This is a genomic window from Streptomyces sp. NPDC051315, from assembly GCF_044455165.1.
Taxonomy (GTDB): Bacteria; Actinomycetota; Actinomycetes; order Streptomycetales; family Streptomycetaceae; genus Streptomyces.
In genome coordinates, this window is the sequence record NZ_JBITEN010000013.1 from 143826 (window position 1) to 163342 (window position 19517).

Annotated in this window: 19 protein-coding genes; 13 read left to right on the forward strand and 6 right to left on the reverse strand. The window is 71.7% G+C overall.

All coding sequences use genetic code 11. The annotated features are described in order from the left end of the window. Positions 1-19: 19 nt before the first annotated feature. The 4 genes from ACIBBD_RS24720 to ACIBBD_RS24735 are packed head-to-tail and all read left to right on the forward strand — an operon-like array spanning position 20 to position 4792. Entirely contained in the window at positions 20-1429 is a 1410-nt protein-coding gene (locus tag ACIBBD_RS24720; protein ID WP_399421686.1) for an NDP-hexose 2,3-dehydratase family protein, read from the forward strand. Further along, positions 1426-2385, forward strand: coding sequence for a Gfo/Idh/MocA family protein (locus ACIBBD_RS24725; protein WP_399421687.1), 960 nt, complete (start codon positions 1426-1428; stop codon positions 2383-2385). Before ACIBBD_RS24720 ends, ACIBBD_RS24725 begins: the two co-directional genes overlap by 4 nt. Continuing rightward, positions 2382-3203, forward strand: a complete 822-nt coding sequence (locus tag ACIBBD_RS24730; protein ID WP_399421688.1) for a 4'-phosphopantetheinyl transferase family protein — start codon at positions 2382-2384, stop codon at positions 3201-3203. Before ACIBBD_RS24725 ends, ACIBBD_RS24730 begins: the two co-directional genes overlap by 4 nt. Continuing rightward, entirely contained in the window at positions 3200-4792 is a 1593-nt protein-coding gene (locus ACIBBD_RS24735; protein ID WP_399421690.1) for an acyl-CoA carboxylase subunit beta, read from the forward strand. The genes ACIBBD_RS24730 and ACIBBD_RS24735 overlap by 4 nt, the downstream gene beginning before the upstream one ends. 421 nt (positions 4793-5213) lie before the next feature. Here the strand turns inward: ACIBBD_RS24735 and ACIBBD_RS24740 are convergent, their stop codons facing one another. Continuing rightward, positions 5214-5978, reverse strand: a complete 765-nt coding sequence (locus tag ACIBBD_RS24740; RefSeq protein ID WP_399421691.1) for a response regulator transcription factor — start codon at positions 5976-5978, stop codon at positions 5214-5216. A gap of 821 nt (positions 5979-6799) precedes the next feature. Here ACIBBD_RS24740 and ACIBBD_RS24745 point away from each other — a divergent pair. Then, complete coding sequence (locus ACIBBD_RS24745) at positions 6800-7714, forward strand: HipA family kinase (RefSeq protein ID WP_399421692.1); 915 nt, start codon at positions 6800-6802, stop codon at positions 7712-7714. Beyond that, positions 7711-7992, forward strand: coding sequence for a SelT/SelW/SelH family protein (locus ACIBBD_RS24750; protein ID WP_399421693.1), 282 nt, complete (start codon positions 7711-7713; stop codon positions 7990-7992). Before ACIBBD_RS24745 ends, ACIBBD_RS24750 begins: the two co-directional genes overlap by 4 nt. 3 nt (positions 7993-7995) lie before the next feature. Here the strand turns inward: ACIBBD_RS24750 and aceB are convergent, their stop codons facing one another. Together aceB and ACIBBD_RS24760 are read right to left on the reverse strand one after the other, a co-directional pair. Next, positions 7996-9621 (reverse strand): malate synthase A, encoded by a 1626-nt coding sequence (gene aceB / locus ACIBBD_RS24755; RefSeq protein ID WP_399421694.1) that lies wholly within the window; start codon positions 9619-9621, stop codon positions 7996-7998. Between the two features lie 196 nt (positions 9622-9817). Next, entirely contained in the window at positions 9818-10417 is a 600-nt protein-coding gene (locus ACIBBD_RS24760; protein WP_399421695.1) for an NTP transferase domain-containing protein, read from the reverse strand. A gap of 187 nt (positions 10418-10604) precedes the next feature. On the opposite strand from ACIBBD_RS24760, the gene ACIBBD_RS24765 reads away from it, so the two are divergent. After that, positions 10605-10919 (forward strand): DUF5955 family protein, encoded by a 315-nt coding sequence (locus ACIBBD_RS24765; protein ID WP_399421696.1) that lies wholly within the window; start codon positions 10605-10607, stop codon positions 10917-10919. Between the two features lie 140 nt (positions 10920-11059). Here ACIBBD_RS24765 and ACIBBD_RS24770 read toward each other — a convergent pair whose 3' ends face one another. Next, the gene (locus ACIBBD_RS24770; protein ID WP_399421698.1) at positions 11060-11860 is read right to left on the reverse strand and encodes an IclR family transcriptional regulator; all 801 of its coding nucleotides are present in this window, start codon (positions 11858-11860) and stop codon (positions 11060-11062) included. A gap of 283 nt (positions 11861-12143) precedes the next feature. Between ACIBBD_RS24770 and allB the strand changes: the two genes are divergently transcribed. Continuing rightward, positions 12144-13481, forward strand: a complete 1338-nt coding sequence (gene allB / locus ACIBBD_RS24775) for an allantoinase AllB (RefSeq protein ID WP_399421699.1) — start codon at positions 12144-12146, stop codon at positions 13479-13481. A gap of 47 nt (positions 13482-13528) precedes the next feature. Further along, positions 13529-14644: an allantoicase gene (gene alc, locus ACIBBD_RS24780; protein WP_399421700.1), complete on the forward strand. Its 1116-nt coding sequence runs from the start codon at positions 13529-13531 to the stop codon at positions 14642-14644. 181 nt (positions 14645-14825) lie between these two features. Here alc and ACIBBD_RS24785 read toward each other — a convergent pair whose 3' ends face one another. After that, entirely contained in the window at positions 14826-15572 is a 747-nt protein-coding gene (locus tag ACIBBD_RS24785) for an SDR family oxidoreductase (protein ID WP_399421702.1), read from the reverse strand. Between the two features lie 177 nt (positions 15573-15749). Here ACIBBD_RS24785 and ACIBBD_RS24790 point away from each other — a divergent pair, with 177 nt between their 5' ends. Beyond that, positions 15750-16379, forward strand: a complete 630-nt coding sequence (locus ACIBBD_RS24790; RefSeq protein ID WP_399421703.1) for a dihydrofolate reductase family protein — start codon at positions 15750-15752, stop codon at positions 16377-16379. A gap of 96 nt (positions 16380-16475) precedes the next feature. Next, on the forward strand, positions 16476-16871 hold the full coding sequence (locus ACIBBD_RS24795; RefSeq protein ID WP_399421704.1) for a ribonuclease domain-containing protein: 396 nt from the start codon (positions 16476-16478) through the stop codon (positions 16869-16871). Positions 16872-16933: 62 nt separating this feature from the next. Here the strand turns inward: ACIBBD_RS24795 and ACIBBD_RS24800 are convergent, their stop codons facing one another. Beyond that, entirely contained in the window at positions 16934-17134 is a 201-nt protein-coding gene (locus tag ACIBBD_RS24800; RefSeq protein ID WP_399421705.1) for a hypothetical protein, read from the reverse strand. A gap of 266 nt (positions 17135-17400) precedes the next feature. Here ACIBBD_RS24800 and ACIBBD_RS24805 point away from each other — a divergent pair, with 266 nt between their 5' ends. Next, positions 17401-18663, forward strand: coding sequence for a sensor histidine kinase (locus ACIBBD_RS24805; RefSeq protein WP_399421706.1), 1263 nt, complete (start codon positions 17401-17403; stop codon positions 18661-18663). A gap of 84 nt (positions 18664-18747) precedes the next feature. Beyond that, positions 18748-19494 (forward strand): response regulator, encoded by a 747-nt coding sequence (locus ACIBBD_RS24810; RefSeq protein ID WP_399421707.1) that lies wholly within the window; start codon positions 18748-18750, stop codon positions 19492-19494. Positions 19495-19517 lie beyond the last annotated feature (23 nt).

Sequence of the window (19517 nt, forward strand, 5' to 3'; positions counted from 1 at the left end):
AGACCCAAGGAGTCCTCTGATGCCTTCGCCGCTCCTTCATACCCCGCTCCAGGCACGTGCGGACGTGCGTGCGCCGTCCCGCATCGCGCTCTCCGCGGCGGCCGCCGAAGGCGTCCAGCTGGACACCGAAGACTTCGCCACCTGGCTGGCCGAGCGCGGCCGGGCCAACGAGTTCCGCGTGGACCGCATACCGTTCGCGGAGCTGGACGGCTGGTCCTTCGACGGCCGCACCGGCAACCTCGCGCACCGCAGCGGCCGCTTCTTCACCGTCGAGGGGCTGCACGTCACGGAGGAGGACGGCCCCTACGGGGACGGTCCGTACGCCGACTGGCACCAGCCCATCATCAAGCAGCCCGAGGTGGGCATCCTGGGCATTCTCGTCAAGGAGTTCGACGGGGTGCTGCACTTTCTGATGCAGGCGAAGATGGAGCCGGGCAACCCGAACCTGCTCCAGCTCTCGCCGACGGTCCAGGCCACCCGCAGCAACTACACGAAGGTCCACAAGGGCGCGGACGTGAAGTACATCGAGTACTTCGCCGGCCCGCGCCGCGGGCGGGTCGTCGCCGATGTGCTGCAGTCCGAACACGGCTCTTGGTTCTACCGGAAGTCCAACCGCAACATGATCGTGGAAGCGACCGGTGACGTGCCGCTCCTCGACGACTTCTGCTGGCTCACCCTCGGCCAGATCAGCGAACTGCTGCACCGGGACAACGTCGTCAACATGGACTCGCGCACCGTGCTGTCCTGCCTGCCGCACCCGGACGCCGCAGCGGGAGCGCTGCTGAGCGACATCGAGCTGTTGTCCTGGATCACCGGGGAACGCGCCCGCCACGCGGTGCGGGCCGAGCGTGTCCCGCTCGCGGGCATTCCCCGGTGGAAGCGCGGCGAGAGCGCCATCGAGCACGAGGACGGCCGCTACTTCCGGGTGGTGGCAGTGTCCGTACGGGCGGGCAACCGCGAGGTCACCGGGTGGACCCAGCCCCTCTTCGAACCGGTGGGCCAGGGTGTCACCGCCTTCCTCATCCGCGAGTTCGACGGCGTGCCCCACGTCCTGGTCCACGCCCGTGTGGAGGGCGGCTTCCTCGACACCATCGAGTTGGGTCCCACCGTGCAGTACACCCCCGAGAACTACGCCCACCTCGACGCGCGGGACCGGCCGCCCTTCCTCGACACGGTGCTGCGCGCCCGCGAGGACCGCGTCCGCTACGAGGCCGTCCACTCGGAGGAGGGCGGGCGCTTCCTCAACGCCGACAGCCGCTACCTGATCGTCGACGCGGATGAGGCCGACGCACCCCAGGACCCGCCACCCGGCTACGCCTGGGTCACCCCGGCACAGCTCACTTCCCTGGTCCGGCACGGCCACTACCTCAACGTCCAGGGGCGCACCCTGCTGGCGTGCCTCAACGCGACGGCAGTGACCGCCCGATGAGCGAACCGGTGCGCGTCGGGGTGATCGGCTGCGCCGACATCGCGGTGCGCCGGATGCTCCCCGGCTTCGCGGCCGACGCGGACGTCGAGATCGTCGCGATCGCCAGCCGCTCCCTGGAGAAGGCGGAACGGGTCGCGGAGCGCTTCGGGGGCCGCGCGGTGCGGGGCTACGCCGAGCTGCTGGACCTCGAGGAGGTGGATGCCGTCTACGTACCGCTGCCCGCTGCGCTGCACGACCGGTGGGCCGAGGCCGCTCTCGACGTCGGCAAGCATGTGCTCGCGGAGAAGCCCCTGACGACGAACGCCACCCGCACCGGGCAACTCCTCGACCTGGCCCGGGACCGCGGGCTGGCGCTGATGGAGAACGTGATGTTCGTCCACCACCCGCGGCACGAAGCGGTACGGCGCATGGTGGCCGACGGCGCGATCGGCGAACTCCGGGCGCTGCACGCGGCCTTCACCGTCCCCACGCTGCCGGACACGGACATCCGCCACCGGCCCGAGCTCGGCGGCGGCGCGCTGGCGGACGTCGGCCTGTACCCGCTGCGCGCGGCCCTGCACTTCCTCGGCCCCGATCTGGAGGTCGTCGGGGCTGAGCTCACCCGGGGGCGCGGCCGTGAGGTCGAGACCTCGGGCGCCGTCCTCCTGCGCACAGGTGAGGGGGGTACGGCACAGATCACCTTCGGTATGGAGCACCAGTACCTCTCCCGGTACGAACTGTGGGGCAGTGCGGGCCGCATCACGGTGGACCGTGCGTTCACCCCGCCGGCGGACTTCGTCCCCGTGATCGAACTCGACGGGGGCGGGGGCCGTGAGGAGATCCGGCTGGCCCCCCACGACCAGGTGGCCGCCACGATCGCCGCCTTCGTCGCCTCGGTGCGCGCCGGTGCCGCTCCGGCCGAGGAGACGCTGCGCCAGGCCTGTCTGCTCGACGACGTACGCAAGTGGGCGGTATGACCGCCTCGTGGTCCCAGCTCGGGGCCGAGCCGCGGCTGCGGCGGGGGCGGCTCGACCTCTGGCTGCTGCCCGCCCCCGAGACGGCCGGCCTGCACGGTCCGCTGGCGGTGCACGAACTGGACGAGGCGGAGCGCGTTCGCGCGGACGCGTTCCGGCGGCCCGCCGACCGTGAGCGGTACGTGGTCGCCCACATCGCGCTGCGGCGCCTGCTGGCCGCGTACCTGGGGACGACGCCGCAGGACATCGCCTTCGCGCGGGCGGACTGTCCTCGGTGCGGTTCTCCGCACGGGCGCCCGGTGCTGGTCGACTCCAGCGCGCACTTCTCGCTGTCGCACAGCCCGGGCGCCGTCCTCGTCGGCGTGGCCTGCTCACCGGTCGGCGTCGACGTGGAGCGGCTCCCGCGACCGGAGCGTGTCGAGGTGTGCGCACCGGCCCTCCACCCGAGCGAGCGGCGCGAGCTGGAGGAACATACGGCCGGCGACCGCCCCGCTGTGTTCGCCCGGCTGTGGACCCGCAAGGAGGCGTACCTGAAGGGGACCGGCATCGGCGTCGGCGGCTGGATGTCGGACGTGTACCTCGGGGACGAAGGGGCGCACTCCCCGTCGCGGCCCGCCGGCTGGACCGTCGTGGACGTCCCCTGCGGCAGCGGCCACGCCGCCGCGGCCGCGATCCAAGGACCCGCGCCCCGGCAGGCCGTGCGCCGGCTGCCGCCCCAGGCGGTGCTCGCCGAGGGACGCGGCCGGGCGCTGCCGAAACAGGCACGACCCAAGAGCCCGGGCCCGACGGCCCGGCACAGTGGTGAGGAGGAGGACCGATGACGGTCTTGGACGACCGCCCGGGGGAGAAGCAGCAACTCCACGAGGCGCGCGGACGGGTGGCCGAGCTGCACGAGATCCGTGCGCAGGCGCTGGCGGGCCCGAGTGAGAAGGCGACCCAGGCGCAGCACGCCAAGGGCAAGCTGACCGCCCGGGAGCGCATCGAGCTGCTCCTGGACCCGGGGTCCTTCCAGGAGGTCGAGCAGCTGCGCCGGCACCGGGCGACCGGGTTCGGCCTGGAGGCCAAGAAGCCGTACACCGACGGTGTCGTCACCGGCTGGGGCACGGTGGAGGGCCGTACGGTCTTCGTCTACGCCCATGACTTCCGCATCTTCGGCGGCGCGCTGGGCGAGGCCCACGCCACGAAGATCCACAAGATCATGGACATGGCCATCGCGGCGGGTGCCCCGCTGGTCTCCCTCAACGACGGCGCCGGCGCCCGGATCCAGGAGGGCGTCTCCGCCCTCGCCGGCTACGGCGGCATCTTCCAGCGCAACACCAGGGCCTCGGGCGTCATCCCCCAGATCTCCGTGATGCTCGGCCCGTGCGCGGGCGGCGCGGCCTACAGCCCCGCCCTGACCGACTTCGTCTTCATGGTCCGCGAGACCTCGCAGATGTTCATCACCGGCCCCGACGTGGTCAAGGCCGTCACCGGTGAGGAGATCACGCAGAACGGGCTGGGCGGCGCCGACGTGCACGCCGAGACGAGCGGCGTGGCCCACTTCGCTTACGACGACGAGGAGACCTGCATCGCCGAAGTGCGCTACCTCCTGTCGATGCTCCCGCAGAACAACCGGGAACTGCCTCCGACGGCCGTCTCGGACGACTCGGCCCACCGCCGGAGCACCGCGCTCCTGGACCTGGTGCCGGCGGACGGCAACCGCCCCTACGACATGGCCAAGGTGATCGAGGAGCTCGTCGACGACGGCGAGTACCTGGAGGTCCACGAGCGCTGGGCGCGCAACATCCTCTGCGCGCTGGCCCGCCTGGGGGGTGAGGTGGTCGGCATCATCGCCAACCAGCCGCAGACCCTTGCGGGAGTCCTGGACATCGAGGCCTCCGAGAAGGCCGCGCGTTTCGTGCAGATGTGTGACGCCTTCAACGTCCCGATCGTCACCATCCTGGACGTCCCTGGCTTCCTGCCCGGCGTCGACCAGGAGCACGGTGGGATCATCCGCCACGGCGCGAAGCTCCTCTACGCCTACTGCAACGCGACCGTGCCCCGGATCTCCCTGATCCTGCGCAAGGCGTACGGAGGTGCCTACATCGTCATGGACAGCCAGTCCATCGGTGCGGATCTCACCTACGCCTGGCCGACGAACGAGATCGCCGTCATGGGCGCCGAAGGCGCCGCCAACGTCATCTTCCGCCGGCAGATCGCCGAGGCCGAGGACCCCGAGGCCATGCGGGCCCGCATGGTCAAGGAGTACAAGTCCGAGCTGATGCACCCGTACTACGCGGCCGAGCGCGGTCTGGTCGACGACGTCATCGACCCGGCCGAGACCCGCGAGGTCCTCATCAGGTCCCTGGCGATGCTCCGCACCAAGCACGCCGACCTGCCCTCCCGCAAGCACGGCAACCCGCCCATGTGACCGCCGGGGTGGACGGAGTCGGGTGGCGGGACAGCGCGTACGCCCGATGGGACAGCTCGCGCGGGCGCTTCCTGGTCAGCGGCCGTGCCTGGCCGGCTGTACCGCCCCGCTTCGGTGTCCGGAAGTCCACGCCCCTTGCCGGCTTCGGTTTGCTCCGGAGCCGGGAGGTGCGGCCGATGGGTGGGCAGCAGCCCAGGCGCCGGCCTCGTATGCGACCGGGAAAGGTCGTCCTGGAGGTGGTGGCATTCATGGAACCGCTTGTGCCGAACCGAAAGCCGATCGCCATTGACCGACGGTTCATGATTCCTCTGTCCCAGAATCAGGAATATGCTGGGATTACCCGGGGATACCCCGGGAAGGAGTTCCTGGCGAGGTATGGAGAGGTTGGGGCAAAAAGTCGTGCGGCTGCCGCCGGAAAAGATCAGCGAGGTGCGAAACGGAAACCGACACCGCGGACCGTGGTGATCCATCGACTGCAGCCGAGTTTACTGCGCAGACTGCTGACGTGTGTATCTATGGTCCGGCCGGGTTGTCCTTTGGGGTCTCTCCAGACCTGGGTCATGATCTGTCTACGCGAAAAAACGCTGCCCGGCCGTGAGGCGAGTAGATAGAGGAGATCGAATTCCTTTCGGGTCACCTCTATGTGCCGGCCGTCGAGGCGGATCTCCCGGGTACGGTGATCGATGCGCAGCGGGCCGACCGCGATGACGTCCTCGGGGACGAAGGGCTGTAGCCGGAACCTGCGCATCACGGCTTCCACTCGTGCAGTCAATTCGGTCAAACTGCACGGCTTGACGGCATAGTCGTCCGCTCCCGCGCGCAGAGTGAGGACCCTGTCGAGTTCCGTGTCGCGGGCGGTGACGACGATGATGGCGACGTCACAGACGGCCCGAATGCTGCGGCACAGTTCCACACCGTCCAGGTCCGGCAGGTCCAGGTCGACGAGGAGCAGGTCGGCCTCACGGTACTGCTCGAGCGCCTCGGCGCCGGTCCGGACCTGCTCCGTCTGGTACCCGTGCCGGCGCAGTCCCAGTACGAGCAGGTCGGCGTCCGGGGAGTCGTTCTCCACGACGAGTACACGTACAACCTTGCGATCCGTCCGCTCCTGCGGCCGAGTGGACGCCGCTTCTCCGGATGATTGGGGAGGGATGCGCGCCGCGACCGTTTTCGTGGACTGGTGTTCCATACCGAGATTGTCTCCACTTTTGTCCGATTGATCGGAGTGCGAGCAGGCATCTCCCCGCACGCACAGCGCGCACGTCGACGTTCTCGGCTGAAGTCCGATGCATGGCAAAAAAGGCCAAGAAAAAATGAATCCGGTATTGCATCGGCATGAGGCAGAAAAGTCGATGTGCGCCGGGGCCGTTGGGCAACTGGCCTACGCGTATCAACTTGTCATGGAAAATACCTCGGTCACGCTGTCCCCCGTTCTTTGTTGGTCGGCCAGTGGCGTCATGACATCGACCATGAAAGCTTCCCCGTCTCATGCAAGTCAAACGTGCACTATCATACCTTCATTTTTTCACAACGCAAACAGTGTACACACAGGGTAGGTACCTTGCCCAGGGGTTTCTGGTTCATCGACCGGAGGTCGGGGGAGAGGTGGTGCAGCCCGTGTAGGGGACATGTGCGTATTCCCGCATCCACCAATCTTTTTCGGCCAGATGGGTGGGAGGCGCTTATCGAGCGGGTGGAAAATGGGTAATCGCGGACGGTTCGCACGTTCCGCAAGCCGGCACGGGGGCTGTCCCCCGCGCCCCCGGACCTGCGACGCTGGCTACTATGCTCACTTCGTGCCGCAGGCCGGAAGCCAGGGGCGCACCGTCCTCGACGGACTGCCGGGGAGACAGGGAGGCGAGCATGCCGGTCGACACTCCTCAGATCCTCACTCCCAGGGCTGATCGGGGAGACCGCCGCCGACTGCACAGGGTGGGAGACCTCCCGCGACGGCACCGGGTGAGAACCGGCCATGGAACGTAAGACGAACGACCGGTGGGGTCAGGGAAGATGTTGAGAGAGGTCGCGGCGACCCGTTATGTCGAGCCCCTGCGCTCCGGCGGCTCCGTCCCCGGCGTGGTCGAGGCCGACGACCTGGGCACGTACGTCGTGAAGTTCACCGGCTCCGCGCAGGGCCACAAGGCGCTGGTCGCCGAGGTGATCGTGGGCGAGCTGGCGCGGGCCCTGGGCCTGCGCTTCCCCGAACTGGTCCTGGTGCACTTCGATCCGGCGATCGCCGACGGCGAGCCCCACCAGGAGGTGCGCGAACTGCACGGCGCCAGCGCGGGCCTCAACCTCGGCATGGACTACCTGCCGGGCGCGAAGGACTTCACCCCGCAGGCGGCCAGGACGTTCCCGGTGGACCCCCTGGAGGCGGGCCGGATCATCTGGCTCGACGCCCTCACGGTGAATGTCGACCGCACGGTGCACAGCTCCAACCTCATGATCTGGCCCACCCTCGGCACGGTCCCGCCGCGCCTGTGGCTCATCGACCACGGCGCCGCCCTCGTCTTCCACCACCGCTGGGACGCCTCCGACCCCGCCAAGGCCTACGACTTCCGCCACCACGCCCTCGGCCACTACGCGCCCGACGTGCGGGCGGCCGACGCCGAGCTGGCGCCGAAGGTGACACGGGAGCTGCTGCGGGACATCGCGGCCGAGGTCCCGGACGCCTGGCTGGCCGGCGAGGAGGGCTTCGCCACGCCGGAGGACATCCGGACGGCGTACGTGGACTACCTCCACGCGCGGGTGGCGGCCTCCGCGGCCTGGCTCCCCACCGACTTCCCCTCGCGGGAGGAACTGGCCGCCGAGGAGGCCCTCCGGGCGGCACGTACCCAGCAGGGCCGTCCGGACTGGCTCAAGCGGGTCCCCGACCTGCACGGCAAGCCGGCGGCGGAACAGGATTGGTCGGTGCACCTGGGATGACGGACACGCAGCGGGTCGAGATCGAGTACTGCACGCAGTGCCGCTGGCTGCCGCGCGCCGCCTGGCTGGCCCAGGAGCTGCTCACGACGTTCGAGGCGGAGCTGACGGAGCTGTCCCTGAAGCCGGGCCGGGGCGGTGTCTTCGTCGTCCGGGTGAACGGCGAGGTCGTCTGGGACCGGCGCGAGCAGGGCTTCCCCGAGCCGACGGCCGTGAAGCGGCTCGTACGCGACCGAGTGGCCCCGGGGAAGTCCCTGGGCCACTCGGACGCGTCCGCGTGAGCGTCAGCCCTTGAGCTGCTCGTACGCCGGCAGGGTGAGGAAGTCCGCGTAGTCCTCGTCGAGGGCGACCTGGAGCAGCAGGTCGTGCGCCTGCTGCCAGTGCCCGTTCGCGAAGGCCTCCTCGCCGATCTCGGCGCGGAGGGTCGCCAGTTCCTGGGCGGCGATCCTGCGGGCGAGTTCGGGCGTGGCCTTCTCGCCGTTCTCGAACTCGACGCCGGCGTTGATCCACTGCCAGATCTGCGAGCGGGAGATCTCGGCGGTGGCCGCGTCCTCCATCAGGTTGAAGATGGCGACCGCGCCGAGCCCGCGCAGCCAGGCCTCGATGTACCGGATGCCGACCTGGACGGCGTTGACGAGACCGTCGTACGTCGGCCTGGCGTCCAGCGAGTCGATCGCGATCAGGTCGGCCGCCTCGACGTGGACGTCCTCGCGCAGCCGGTCCTTCTGGTTCGGCTTGTCGCCGAGGACCTTGTCGAAGGACTCCATGGCGATCGGCACCAGGTCGGGGTGGGCGACCCAGGAGCCGTCGAAGCCGTCGGCCGCCTCACGGTCCTTGTCCGCGCGGACCTTCTCGAAGGCGACCTTGTTGACCTCGGGGTCCCTGCGGGACGGGATGAAGGCCGCCATGCCGCCGATGGCGTGCGCGCCGCGCTTGTGGCAGGTGCGGACGAGGAGTTCGGTGTACGCCCGCATGAACGGGGCGGTCATCGTCACCGCGTTGCGGTCCGGCAGGACGAACCGGGCGCCGCCGTCGCGGAAGTTCTTGACGATGGAGAAGAGGTAGTCCCAGCGGCCCGCGTTCAGCCCGGAGGCGTGGTCGCGGAGTTCGTAGAGGATCTCCTCCATCTCGTACGCCGCCGTGATCGTCTCGATCAGGACGGTGGCGCGGACGGTGCCCTGCGGGATGCCGACGTGGTCCTGCGCGAAGACGAACACGTCGTTCCACAGGCGGGCCTCGAGGTGCGACTCGGTCTTCGGGAGGTAGAAGTACGGGCCCTTGCCGAGGTCGAGGAGGCGCTGGGCGTTGTGGAAGAAGTACAGCCCGAAGTCGACGAGGGCGCCGGGAACCGCACGGCCGTCACCGTCGACGAGGTGCCGCTCGTCGAGGTGCCAGCCGCGCGGCCGCATCACCACGGTGGCGAGTTCCCCGTCCGGGCGCAGGGCGTACGACTTGCCGGACGCCGGGTCGGTGAAGTCGATGTTCCGGGTGTAGGCGTCGATCAGGTTGAGCTGGCCGAGGACCACGTTCTCCCAGGTCGGCGCGGAGGCGTCCTCGAAGTCCGCGAGCCAGACCCGGGCGCCGGAGTTGAGGGCGTTGACGGTCATCTTGCGGTCGGTGGGGCCGGTGATCTCGACCCGGCGGTCCTCGAGGGCCGCGGGGCAGGGGGCCACCCTCCAGGAGTCGTCGGCGCGGACGGCGGCCGTCTCCGGGAGGAAGTCGAGCGTCGAGGTGCGGGCGATCTCGGCGCGGCGCTCCGCGCGGCGGGCGAGGAGTTCGTCACGGCGCGGTGTGAACCGGCGGTGCAGCTCGGCCACGAAGGCGAGGGCCGCGTCGGTGAGGACCTCCTCCTGCCGGGGCAGGGGCTCGGCGTCGACGATGGCCAGCGGGGACGGCGCTGGTGCGGACATGAGCTGTCACTTCCTTCAGCGAGCGTGGCACCGGGTGCCGGAAGACCCGGGGTGGGGCGGAGCCACCCGGAAGCGGCTGAGGGCTGCCGGGTGCTTCTGAGCTGTGGATACTAGTTTCCTCATCGTGGAAGTTCAATGGTTTGTTGATGTCGAGATTCTCCGGGTCGAGGAAAGGTGGCTCTGCGTGCCACCCCGTTCACTCCAGGTGGGTCAGGTCCTCGGCCGTGTCGATGTCGTAGGGCTCGGCCACGTCCCCGCACTCGACGAGCGCGATCGCCTTCTCGTGCGCCTTCAGATAGGCGCGTGCCCCCCGGTCACCGGTGGCAGTCGCCGCGACGCCGGCCCAGTGCGCGGCGCCGAAGAGGACCGGGTGCCCGCGCACCCCGTCGTAGGCGGCGGACGCCAGCGACGAATCGTCCCGGTACGCGGCGAGCACCCGTGCCGCCGCCCGCGCTCCGATGCCCGGCTGGTCGACGAGGCAGACCAGCGCCGCCCGCGCCCCCGTCCCGGCGAGCGAGTCGAGCCCGGCCCGCAGCGAGGAGCCCATTCCGCCCTCCCACTCCGGGTTGGTGACGAGCACGCACCCCTCCAGCCGCGCCCGCTCCCGTACGGCGTCGGCGGCGGCCCCCAGGACCACGTGCACGCGCGCGCACCCGGCCGCGCGCAGCACCTCCACCGCGTACTCCACGAGCGGCCGTCCCCGGTGCGTCAACAGCGCCTTGGGGCGCCCGCCGAGGCGCCGCCCCCCGCCCGCCGCGAGAAGCAGCCCCGCCACCTCGTCTTCCGTCTGCGTCATACGTTCTGCATACCTGACGCGGCGGCGGCCGGGCGGTTTGCCGGGGGCTGAAATTCGGTCCGTGCGGTGGCGCACCGGGCGGCGGTGGCGTTTACTGACCCGCGCGTCCTCCGGCGCCCGACCGACGCCGCGGGGGCCGGGTGGGGGCGAGGTGCTTGCGCACAAGGACGTGCCAGGGGGGAGAGCTGTGTTGCGGAGTTTGGGGCAGAGGCCTGTGACCGGCGGCGGCGAGGATCAGAGGGTGGTGGAACTGCGGACCGCGGTGTCCAGGCTGCGCCGCGAACTCGCCGCGCTCCCGGCGGAGTTCCCCGACCGGGTCATCGCCGAGGACGAACTCGCCGCCCTCGCCGCGATGGCGGCCCACGACGTCCCGGAGATCCCCCGGTTGCGCCGCTCCCTGCTGCTGATCGCCGGCGCGATCGGCTCGGTGAGCGCGCTGAGCCGGGGGTTGTCGGACGTGCGGAGCGCGGTGGAACTGTTCGGGGAGCCGCCGCGGGCTTGACGCCCGGAGGGCGGGGCCGGTCAGGGGGCTGATCGGGCCGCCGTCCCCGCCCGAGCCGGTCGGGCCGCCGTCCCCGCCCGGGCCGGTCGGGCCGCCGTCCCCGCCCGGGCCGGTCGGGCCGCCGTGTCGGCCCGGGCCGGTCAGGCCGCCGTGCCGCCCGAGTTGGTCAGGGCCTCGGACAGCTCCACCGCGACCTGCTGGAGCACCGGCACGATCCTCTCCGTGGCCGTCTCCGTGACGCGGCCCGCCGGGCCGGAGATCGAGATGGCCGCGGCGGTGGGGGAGTCGGGGACCGGGACCGCGAGACAGCGGACGCCGATCTCCTGCTCGTTGTCGTCGATCGCGTAGCCCTGGCTGCGCACGTCATCGAGGGCCGCCAGGAAGCCGTCCGGGGTGGTGATCGTCTTCTCGGTGGCGGCGGGCATGCCCGTGCGGTGCAGCAGGGCACGCACCTCGTCGTCGGGGAAGCCGGCGAGCAGGGCCTTGCCGACACCCGTGGAGTGCGGCAGGACGCGACGGCCGACCTCGGTGAACATGCGCATCGAGTGCTTCGACGGCACCTGAGCCACGTACACGATCTCGTCGCCGTCGAGCAGCGCCATGTTCGCCGTCTCGCCGGTCTCCTCGACCAGGCGGGCCAGGTAGGGGCGGGCCCAGGTGCCCAGCAGCCGGGAGGCGGACTCGCCGAGGCGGATCAGGCGCGGGCCGAGCGCGTACCGGCGGTTGGGCTGCTGGCGTACGTAACCGCAGGCCACCAGGGTGCGCATCAGGCGATGAATGGTCGGAAGGGGGAGCCCGCTGCTCGCCGACAGCTCGCTCAGGCCGACCTCGCCGCCCGCGTCCGCCATCCGCTCGAGCAGGTCGAAGGCGCGCTCGAGGGACTGGACCCCTCCGCCGGCGGACTTGGTGGAGTCGGTGGTGCTGGCGCTGGACGTCGGCACGGCGCGTTCCTTTCGAAACTGGCGGGAGGAGCTGAAGCCTACCCGGCGGTCGGTTGACTCCCCGCTGGTGCGTAGCTACGTTCTGCCAGTCGGAATTATAATTCCGCTTTGTGGAAATGTCCAGACCGGTGCCGGTGGGTGCACTGTGGAGAGGCGGGCCCTTGACGGCGGCGCGGCCGGGAGTGAAGACTCCTTCAACAGAACGTTGAATTCCGTTCCGTGGAAGTGACGCGGGTGTGAAGCCCGTTTCCCGGAAGGGGGACGGCGACAGAGAGGGGTCCGGGTGTCCGACGCTGAACTGGTGCTGCGCTCGACGCGCGTCATCACTCCGGAAGGGACGCGCGCCGCCTCGGTCACGGTCGCCGACGGAACGATCACCGCCGTCCTGCCCTACGACACGGCCGTCCCCGAGGGGGCCCGCCTGGAGGACCTCGGCGACGACGTCCTGCTGCCCGGTCTGGTCGACACCCACGTGCACGTCAACGACCCCGGCCGCACCGAGTGGGAGGGCTTCTGGACCGCCACGCGCGCGGCCGCGGCCGGCGGCATCACCACCCTCGTCGACATGCCGCTCAACTCCCTCCCGCCGACCACCACGGTCGGCCACCTCCGCACCAAGCAGCGGGTGGCCGCCGACAAGGCGCACATCGACGTCGGCTTCTGGGGCGGCGCCCTGCCCGACAACGTCAAGGACCTGCGCCCGCTGCACGACGCCGGCGTCTTCGGCTTCAAGGCCTTCCTCTCGCCGTCGGGCGTCGACGAGTTCCCGCACCTGGACCAGGAAGGGCTGGCCCGGTCCCTCGCCGAGATCGCCGGCTTCGACGGCCTGCTGATCGTGCACGCCGAGGACCCGCACCACCTCGACGCCGCCCCGCAGCAGGGCGGCCCCCGGTACGCCGACTTCCTCGCCAGCCGCCCCCGCGACGCCGAGGACACCGCCATCGCGCACCTGATCGCGCAGGCGAAGCGCCTCCACGCGCGCGTGCACGTCCTGCACCTGTCCTCCAGCGACGCGCTCCCGCTGATCGCCGCCGCCAAGGCGGAGGGCGTGCGCATCACGGTCGAGACCTGTCCGCACTACCTCACCCTCACCGCCGAGGAGGTCCCGGACGGCGCCAGCGAGTTCAAGTGCTGCCCGCCCATCCGCGAGGCCGCCAACCAGGACCTGCTCTGGCAGGCGCTGGCCGACGGCACGATCGACTGCGTGGTCACCGACCACTCCCCGTCCACGGCCGACCTCAAGACCGGCGACTTCGCCACCGCCTGGGGCGGCATCTCGGGCCTGCAACTGAGCCTGTCCGCCGTCTGGACGCAGGCGCGCACGCGCGGCCACGGCCTGGAGGACGTGGTCCGCTGGATGTCGACGCGCACGGCGGCGCTCGTCGGTCTCGACCGCAAGGGCGCCATCGAGGCCGGCCGCGACGCCGACTTCGCCGTCCTCGCGCCCGACGAGACCTTCACCGTGGACCCGGCGGCCCTCCAGCACCGCAACCGGGTCACGGCGTACGCGGGCCGGACCCTGTACGGCGTCGTGAAGTCCACCTGGCTGCGCGGCGAACGCATCGTCGCGGGCGGTGAGTTCACCGAGCCGAAGGGCCGACTGCTCACCCGCGCCCACTGACTGCCCCTCCCGCACCCGCAGCGGCCGACTCCCGAAAGGCACATCCCGTGACGGCGATACCCAGCTTCACCGGCGACGCGAACCCGTACGGCGGCGGCGACCCCTACGCGGACTACCGCACCGCCGCGTTCCCCTTCACCCAGTACGCCAACCTCGCCGACCGGCACCTCGGCGCAGCCGTCATCGCCGCCAACGACGAGTTCTTCGCCCAGCGGGAGAACCTGCTCCTCCCGGGTCCCGCCGCGTTCGACCCCGAGCACTTCGGGCACAAGGGCAAGGTCATGGACGGCTGGGAGACCCGCCGCCGCCGCGGCGCCGCCGCGGACAACCCCTGGCCCGCGGCCGACGACCACGACTGGGCGCTGGTCCGCCTGGGCGCGCCGGGCGTGATCCGGGGCGTCGTCGTCGACACCGCCCACTTCCGCGGCAACTACCCGCAGGCGGTCTCGGTCGAGGGCACATCGGTCGAGGGCTCCCCGTCCCCCGAGGAACTCCTCGCCGACGACGTGAAGTGGACGACGCTCGTCCCCCGCACCCCGGTCGGCGGCCACGCGGCGAACGGTTTCCCCGTGGCGGCGGAGCAGCGCTTCACGCACCTGCGCGTCAACCAGCACCCCGACGGCGGCATCGCCCGCCTGCGCGTGTACGGCGAGGTCGTCCCCGACCCCGCCTGGCTGGCGGTCCTCGGCACCTTCGACGTCGTGGCCCTGGAGAACGGCGGCCGCGCCGAGGACGCCTCCAACCTCTTCTACTCGCCCGCGAGCAACACCATCCAGCCGGGCCGCTCCCGGAAGATGGACGACGGCTGGGAGACCCGCCGCCGCCGCGACCGGGGCCACGACTGGATCCGCTACCGCCTGGCCGCGCAGGCGCAGATCCGCGCCCTGGAGATCGACACCGCCTACCTGAAGGGCAACAGCGCCGGGTGGGCGTCGGTGTCGGTCAAGGACGGCGAGAGCGGCGAGTGGACGCAGATCCTCCCGCGCACCCGCCTCCAGCCCGACACCAACCACCGCTTCGTCCTGCCGGCCCCGGCGGTGGGCACGCACGCGCGCGTGGACATCTTCCCCGACGGCGGCATCTCCCGGCTCCGCCTGTTCGGCTCGCTGACGGAAGAGGGCGCGAGCCGTCTCGCGGCGCGGCACCAGGAACTGGGCGGCTGACGCCGCGGGGGCCCTCGCCCCCGCCGTCCCTTCCCCCGCGGGGGGGGCCTCGTCCCCGCCGCCCCTTCCACTCCTTCCGCCCCTTCAGGGCCGCGGCGGGCGTGCGGGGGCGGCGGCCCCGGAGACGGGACGGCCAGGGGCGGCGGGGCGATGGGGGCGGCGTGGGGACACCCTCACGGCGTCACGCCGCGTGCCCCCCGTCCACCGCGAACTCGGCACCCGTCACGTACGCGGCGCCCGCCAGATGTGCCACCGTCGCCGCCACCTCCTCGGCCGTCCCGAAACGCCCCACCGCGGTCATCGCCGCCTGTCCGGCCGCGTACGGCCCGTCCGCCGGGTTCATGTCCGTGTCGATCGGCCCCGGATGGACGATGTTCGCCGTGATCCCGCGCGGCCCGAGCTCCCGCGCCAGCGCCTTGGTCAGCCCGACCAGCGCCGACTTGCTCATCGCGTAGAGCGTCCCGCCCGGCCCCGGCACCCGCTGGGTCATGCAGGTGCCGATCGTGACGATCCGGCCCCCGTCCCGCAGGTGCCCGGCCGCGGCCTGCGAGGCCAGGAACACCCCGCGCACGTTCACCGCGAGGACCCGGTCCACCTCGGCGAGCGACAGCTCCGGCAGGGGCCCGAGCACTCCGACGCCCACGTTGTTCACCAGGACGTCGAGCCCGCCCAGCGCCTGTGCCGCGCGTTCCACCGCACCCGCCGCCTCCCCGGCGTCCGCCGAGTCCGCGCGCAGGGCCACCGCCCGCCGCCCGAGGGCCTCCACGGCCCGTACGACCTCCTCGGCCGCCTCCTTGCCGTTCACGTACGTCAGAGCCACGTCCGCGCCCTCCCGTGCCAGCCGTACGGCCGTCGCCGCGCCGATGCCGCGGCTGCCGCCGGTCACGAGGGCCGCCTTGCCGTCGAGGGTTCCGTAAGTCGTCGTCATGGGTCCATCCCAGCGTCCGCGTGCCCGGGGCGCTGGCGGCGAACGGACGCCGATGTCACCGGCCGGAACGTCGGCCTCCGCCCGGTGAGGGAAACGCGCCGATGAGTTGCGGGCGCGGGCCGGGTCTGCCCTGATGACAGTGGACCCACCCCGTCACCAGCAAGGAGGGCACCCGCCATGGGCAAGCTCGTCCTCACCGGTTTCGTCACCCTCGACGGCGTCCACCAGGCGCCCGGCGGTCCCCGCGAGGACACCAGGGACGGCTTCGAGCAGGGCGGCTGGAGCGTTCCGTACGGCGACGACGACTTCGGCCGGTTCGTCACCGAGGTCTTCGACGGCGTCGGCGCCTTCCTCCTCGGCCGCCGCACCTACGAGATCTTCGCCTCCTACTGGCCGAAGGTGACCGACCCGGCCGATCCCATCGCCTCCCGGCTGAACTCGATGCCGAAGTACGTGGTCACCTCGACCGCCCTGACCGACCCCGTCTGGTCCGGCGCCACGGCCATCCACGGCGACCTCGCCGCGGAGGTCACCGCCCTCAAGGAACGGACCGACGGCGAGCTCCAGGTCCACGGCAGCGGCGCCCTGGCCCGCGGCCTCCTCGCGCTGGACCTGGTCGACACCGTTCACCTGCTGACGTTCCCGGTCGTCCTGGGCGCCGGCCGCCGGCTGTTCGCCGAGGGCACCCTGCCGACCGCGTTCCGGCACGTCGGCGGCCGCGTCACCGCCGCGGGCGTCTCCATCCAGACGTACGACCTCGACGGCCGCCCACGCTACGGTTCCTACGAACTTCCGGACGACGTCTAGCCGCAGGTTAACTTCCCGAAAACTCACCGGACTTGACGGGAAAATCCTCGAAGTTGTCATTGACATGCCATCGTCTACGCGCGTCATCATGAGGGCATGAGATTCCCCCCACGCATCACCCGCATCGGCGGCGCGGCCGCCCTCCTGTCCGCCCTCCTCGTCGGCGGAACCGTCTCGACCGGACCGGCGAACGCCGCGGCGACGGCGGTCGGCAGCATCTGCTACAGCGACCTGCCCTCCCAGGCGTACGACACGCTGGAGCTGATCGAGCAGGGCGGCCCGTACCCGTACTCGCAGGACGGCTCGGTCTTCCAGAACCGGGAAGGCATCCTCCCGCAGCAGTCCACCGGCTACTACCACGAGTACACGGTCAGGACGCCGGGCTCCTCCACGCGCGGCGCGCGTCGCATCGTCACCGGTCAGCAGTACGAGGAGGACTACTACACCGCTGACCACTACGCGAGCTTCGACCTGGTCGACCACGACTGCTGAGCCGTCCCCCTCCGGCTCCGGTCACCGATAACGGTGCCACCGGCCGGCGGCCCGGCGAGCGCTCAGCCGGGCTTCCGGCTCTCCGCGGCGGCGAACAGGGCGAACGCGAGCACCAGGAGCGCGATGCTCGCGTACACCTCGTAGCCGTCGAGGAGACCGAGCCGTTGTACGAGTCCCCAGTCCCAGTCGGTGAACTCGTGCACCAGGCCGGCGACGCCCTGCACCAGGGCGATGAATCCGAGTACCTCCAGCAGTTGCTTCATGCCCCAGACCCTCGCCCCGCGGATCCCCCACACGCATCGGCCGCGGGGCGAGGCACGTCCGACGGAAGGCTCGTCCGCGCCCGGCCGTCCGCGCCGCAAGTCCGCGCCGGGTCCGGCACTCGGCAGGCCCCGCCCCCTCCTTCGGCGGTCCCCACGCCGACTTCGGTAGGTCCCGCGCCGACTTACGTAGGCAGTCGTCCCGCTTCGGTCGTCGATTACGTCGGAGGGGAGGTGGCGAAGGGGTCGCCTGCGTAGATTCGTCGACCATGAGGGGTGACGACCAGGCGGTGCCGACGGCGCCGGCCTTCCCGGAACGCCGGTGGCTGCTGCCGTCCGCCGTGGCCGCCGAGCCGGACCCGGACGCCGAGCGGTCCGGGCTCCGGCCGCGCCGCACCGTACGCGACTGGATCGTCGACTTCTCCTGCTTCCTCCTGGCCGTCGCCATCGGCCTGATCGTGGCGGACACGCTCCCCGGCGACCAGGACCTGCCGCACGCCGTCCTCGTCGCCGACCAGCTGCTGGGCGCCCTCTCCTGCGCCGCGGTCTGGCTGCGCCGCCGCCGGCCCCTCGCCCTGGCCGCCGTGACGGTCCCGCTCGGCTTCCTCTCGACCACCTCGGCCGGCGCCGGCACGGTCGCCCTCTTCACCCTCGCCGTGCACCGGCCCTTCCGGTACGTCGCCTGGGTCGGCGGCATCCAGCTCGCGCTGATCCCGGCGCTGGTGTGGGTGCGCCCGGACCCCGACCTGGAGTACGGGCCGGCGGTGGTGTTGACCGTGCTGGTCACCGTCACCGTCATCGGCTGGGGCATGTTCGTCCGCTCCAAGCGGCAGCTCATGCTCAGCCTGCGCGACCGGGCCCGGCGCGCGGAGAGGGAGGCGCGGCTGCGGGCCGAGCAGGCGCAGCGGCTGGCCCGCGAGGCCATCGCCCGCGAGATGCACGACGTGCTCGCCCACCGGCTGACCCTGCTCAGCGTGCACGCGGGCGCGCTGGAGTTCCGCCCGGACGCGCCCCGTGCGCAGATCGCGCGGGCGGCCGGCGTCATTCGGGAGAGCGCCCACGAGGCCCTCCAGGACCTGCGGGAGATCATCGGCGTGCTGAGGGCCGGGCAACCCGACGACCCGGGCCGCCCGCAGCCGACCCTGGCCGCCCTCGACGCGCTGGCCGCCGAGTCCCGCGAGGCCGGCATGAAGGTCACCCTGGACCAGCGCGTCACCGACCCGGCCGCGGTCCCCGCCTCCGTCGGCCGCACGGCGTACCGCATCACCCAGGAGTGCCTCACCAACGCCCGCAAGCACGCCCCGGGGACGGAGGTCGCGGTCACCGTCACCGGCGGTCCCGGCGACGGCCTCACCGTGACCGTCCGCAACCCCGCCCCGGAGGTCGACGTACCGCCCGTCCCCGGCTCGGGGCAGGGCCTGATCGGTCTCACCGAACGCGCGACCCTGACCGGCGGCCGCCTGGAGCACGGGCCGCGGGAGGACGGCGGCTTCGAGGTGCGGGCGTGGCTGCCGTGGCCGGCCCGGGCGTAGGCGCGCGATCCGTTCCACTCGGGGCAGCCGGTCCTGCCGCCGCTCCGTCAACTCACCGTCCGTACCCGTGATTACGTAAGGCCCATGACTGCGATCAGACTTCTCCTCGTCGACGACGATCCGCTGGTGCGGGCCGGGTTGTCCTTCATGATGGGCGGCGCCGACGACATCGAGATCGTCGGTGAGGCCGCCGACGGCGGCGAGGTCGGGGCACTCGTCGACCGCACCCGCCCGGACGTGGTCCTGATGGACATCCGGATGCCGTCGGTGGACGGCCTGACCGCCACCGAGCGGCTGCGCGCCCGCGAGGACGCCCCGCAGGTCGTGGTCCTCACCACCTTCCACGCCGACGAACAGGTGCTGCGGGCCCTGCGCGCGGGCGCCGCCGGGTTCGTCCTCAAGGACACCCCGCCCGCCGAGATCCTCGACGCGGTGCGCCGGGTCGCGGCCGGCGACCCCGTCCTGTCGCCCGCCGTCACCCGCCAGCTGATGGACCACGCGGCCGGCTCCGCCGCCGACGTCCGGCGCGCCCGCGCGCGGGCGCGGATCGCCGGCCTGGGCGAGCGGGAACGCGAGGTCGCCGTCGGCGTGGGCCGCGGCCTGTCCAACGCCGAGATCGCCGCCGGCCTGTACATGAGCGTCGCCACCGTCAAGACCCACGTCTCCCGGATCCTGGCCAGGCTCGGCCTCAACAACCGCGTGCAGATCGCGCTGCTGGCGTACGACGCGGGACTGGTCGACGAGAACACGGAGGACGCGCAACAGCGGGGGACGGGCGCTGGCGGAGGATGGGGACCGGTGGGGGACCGGCACCAGCGGGGGACGAGCTAGCAGGTAACGGGCATTGGCGGGGG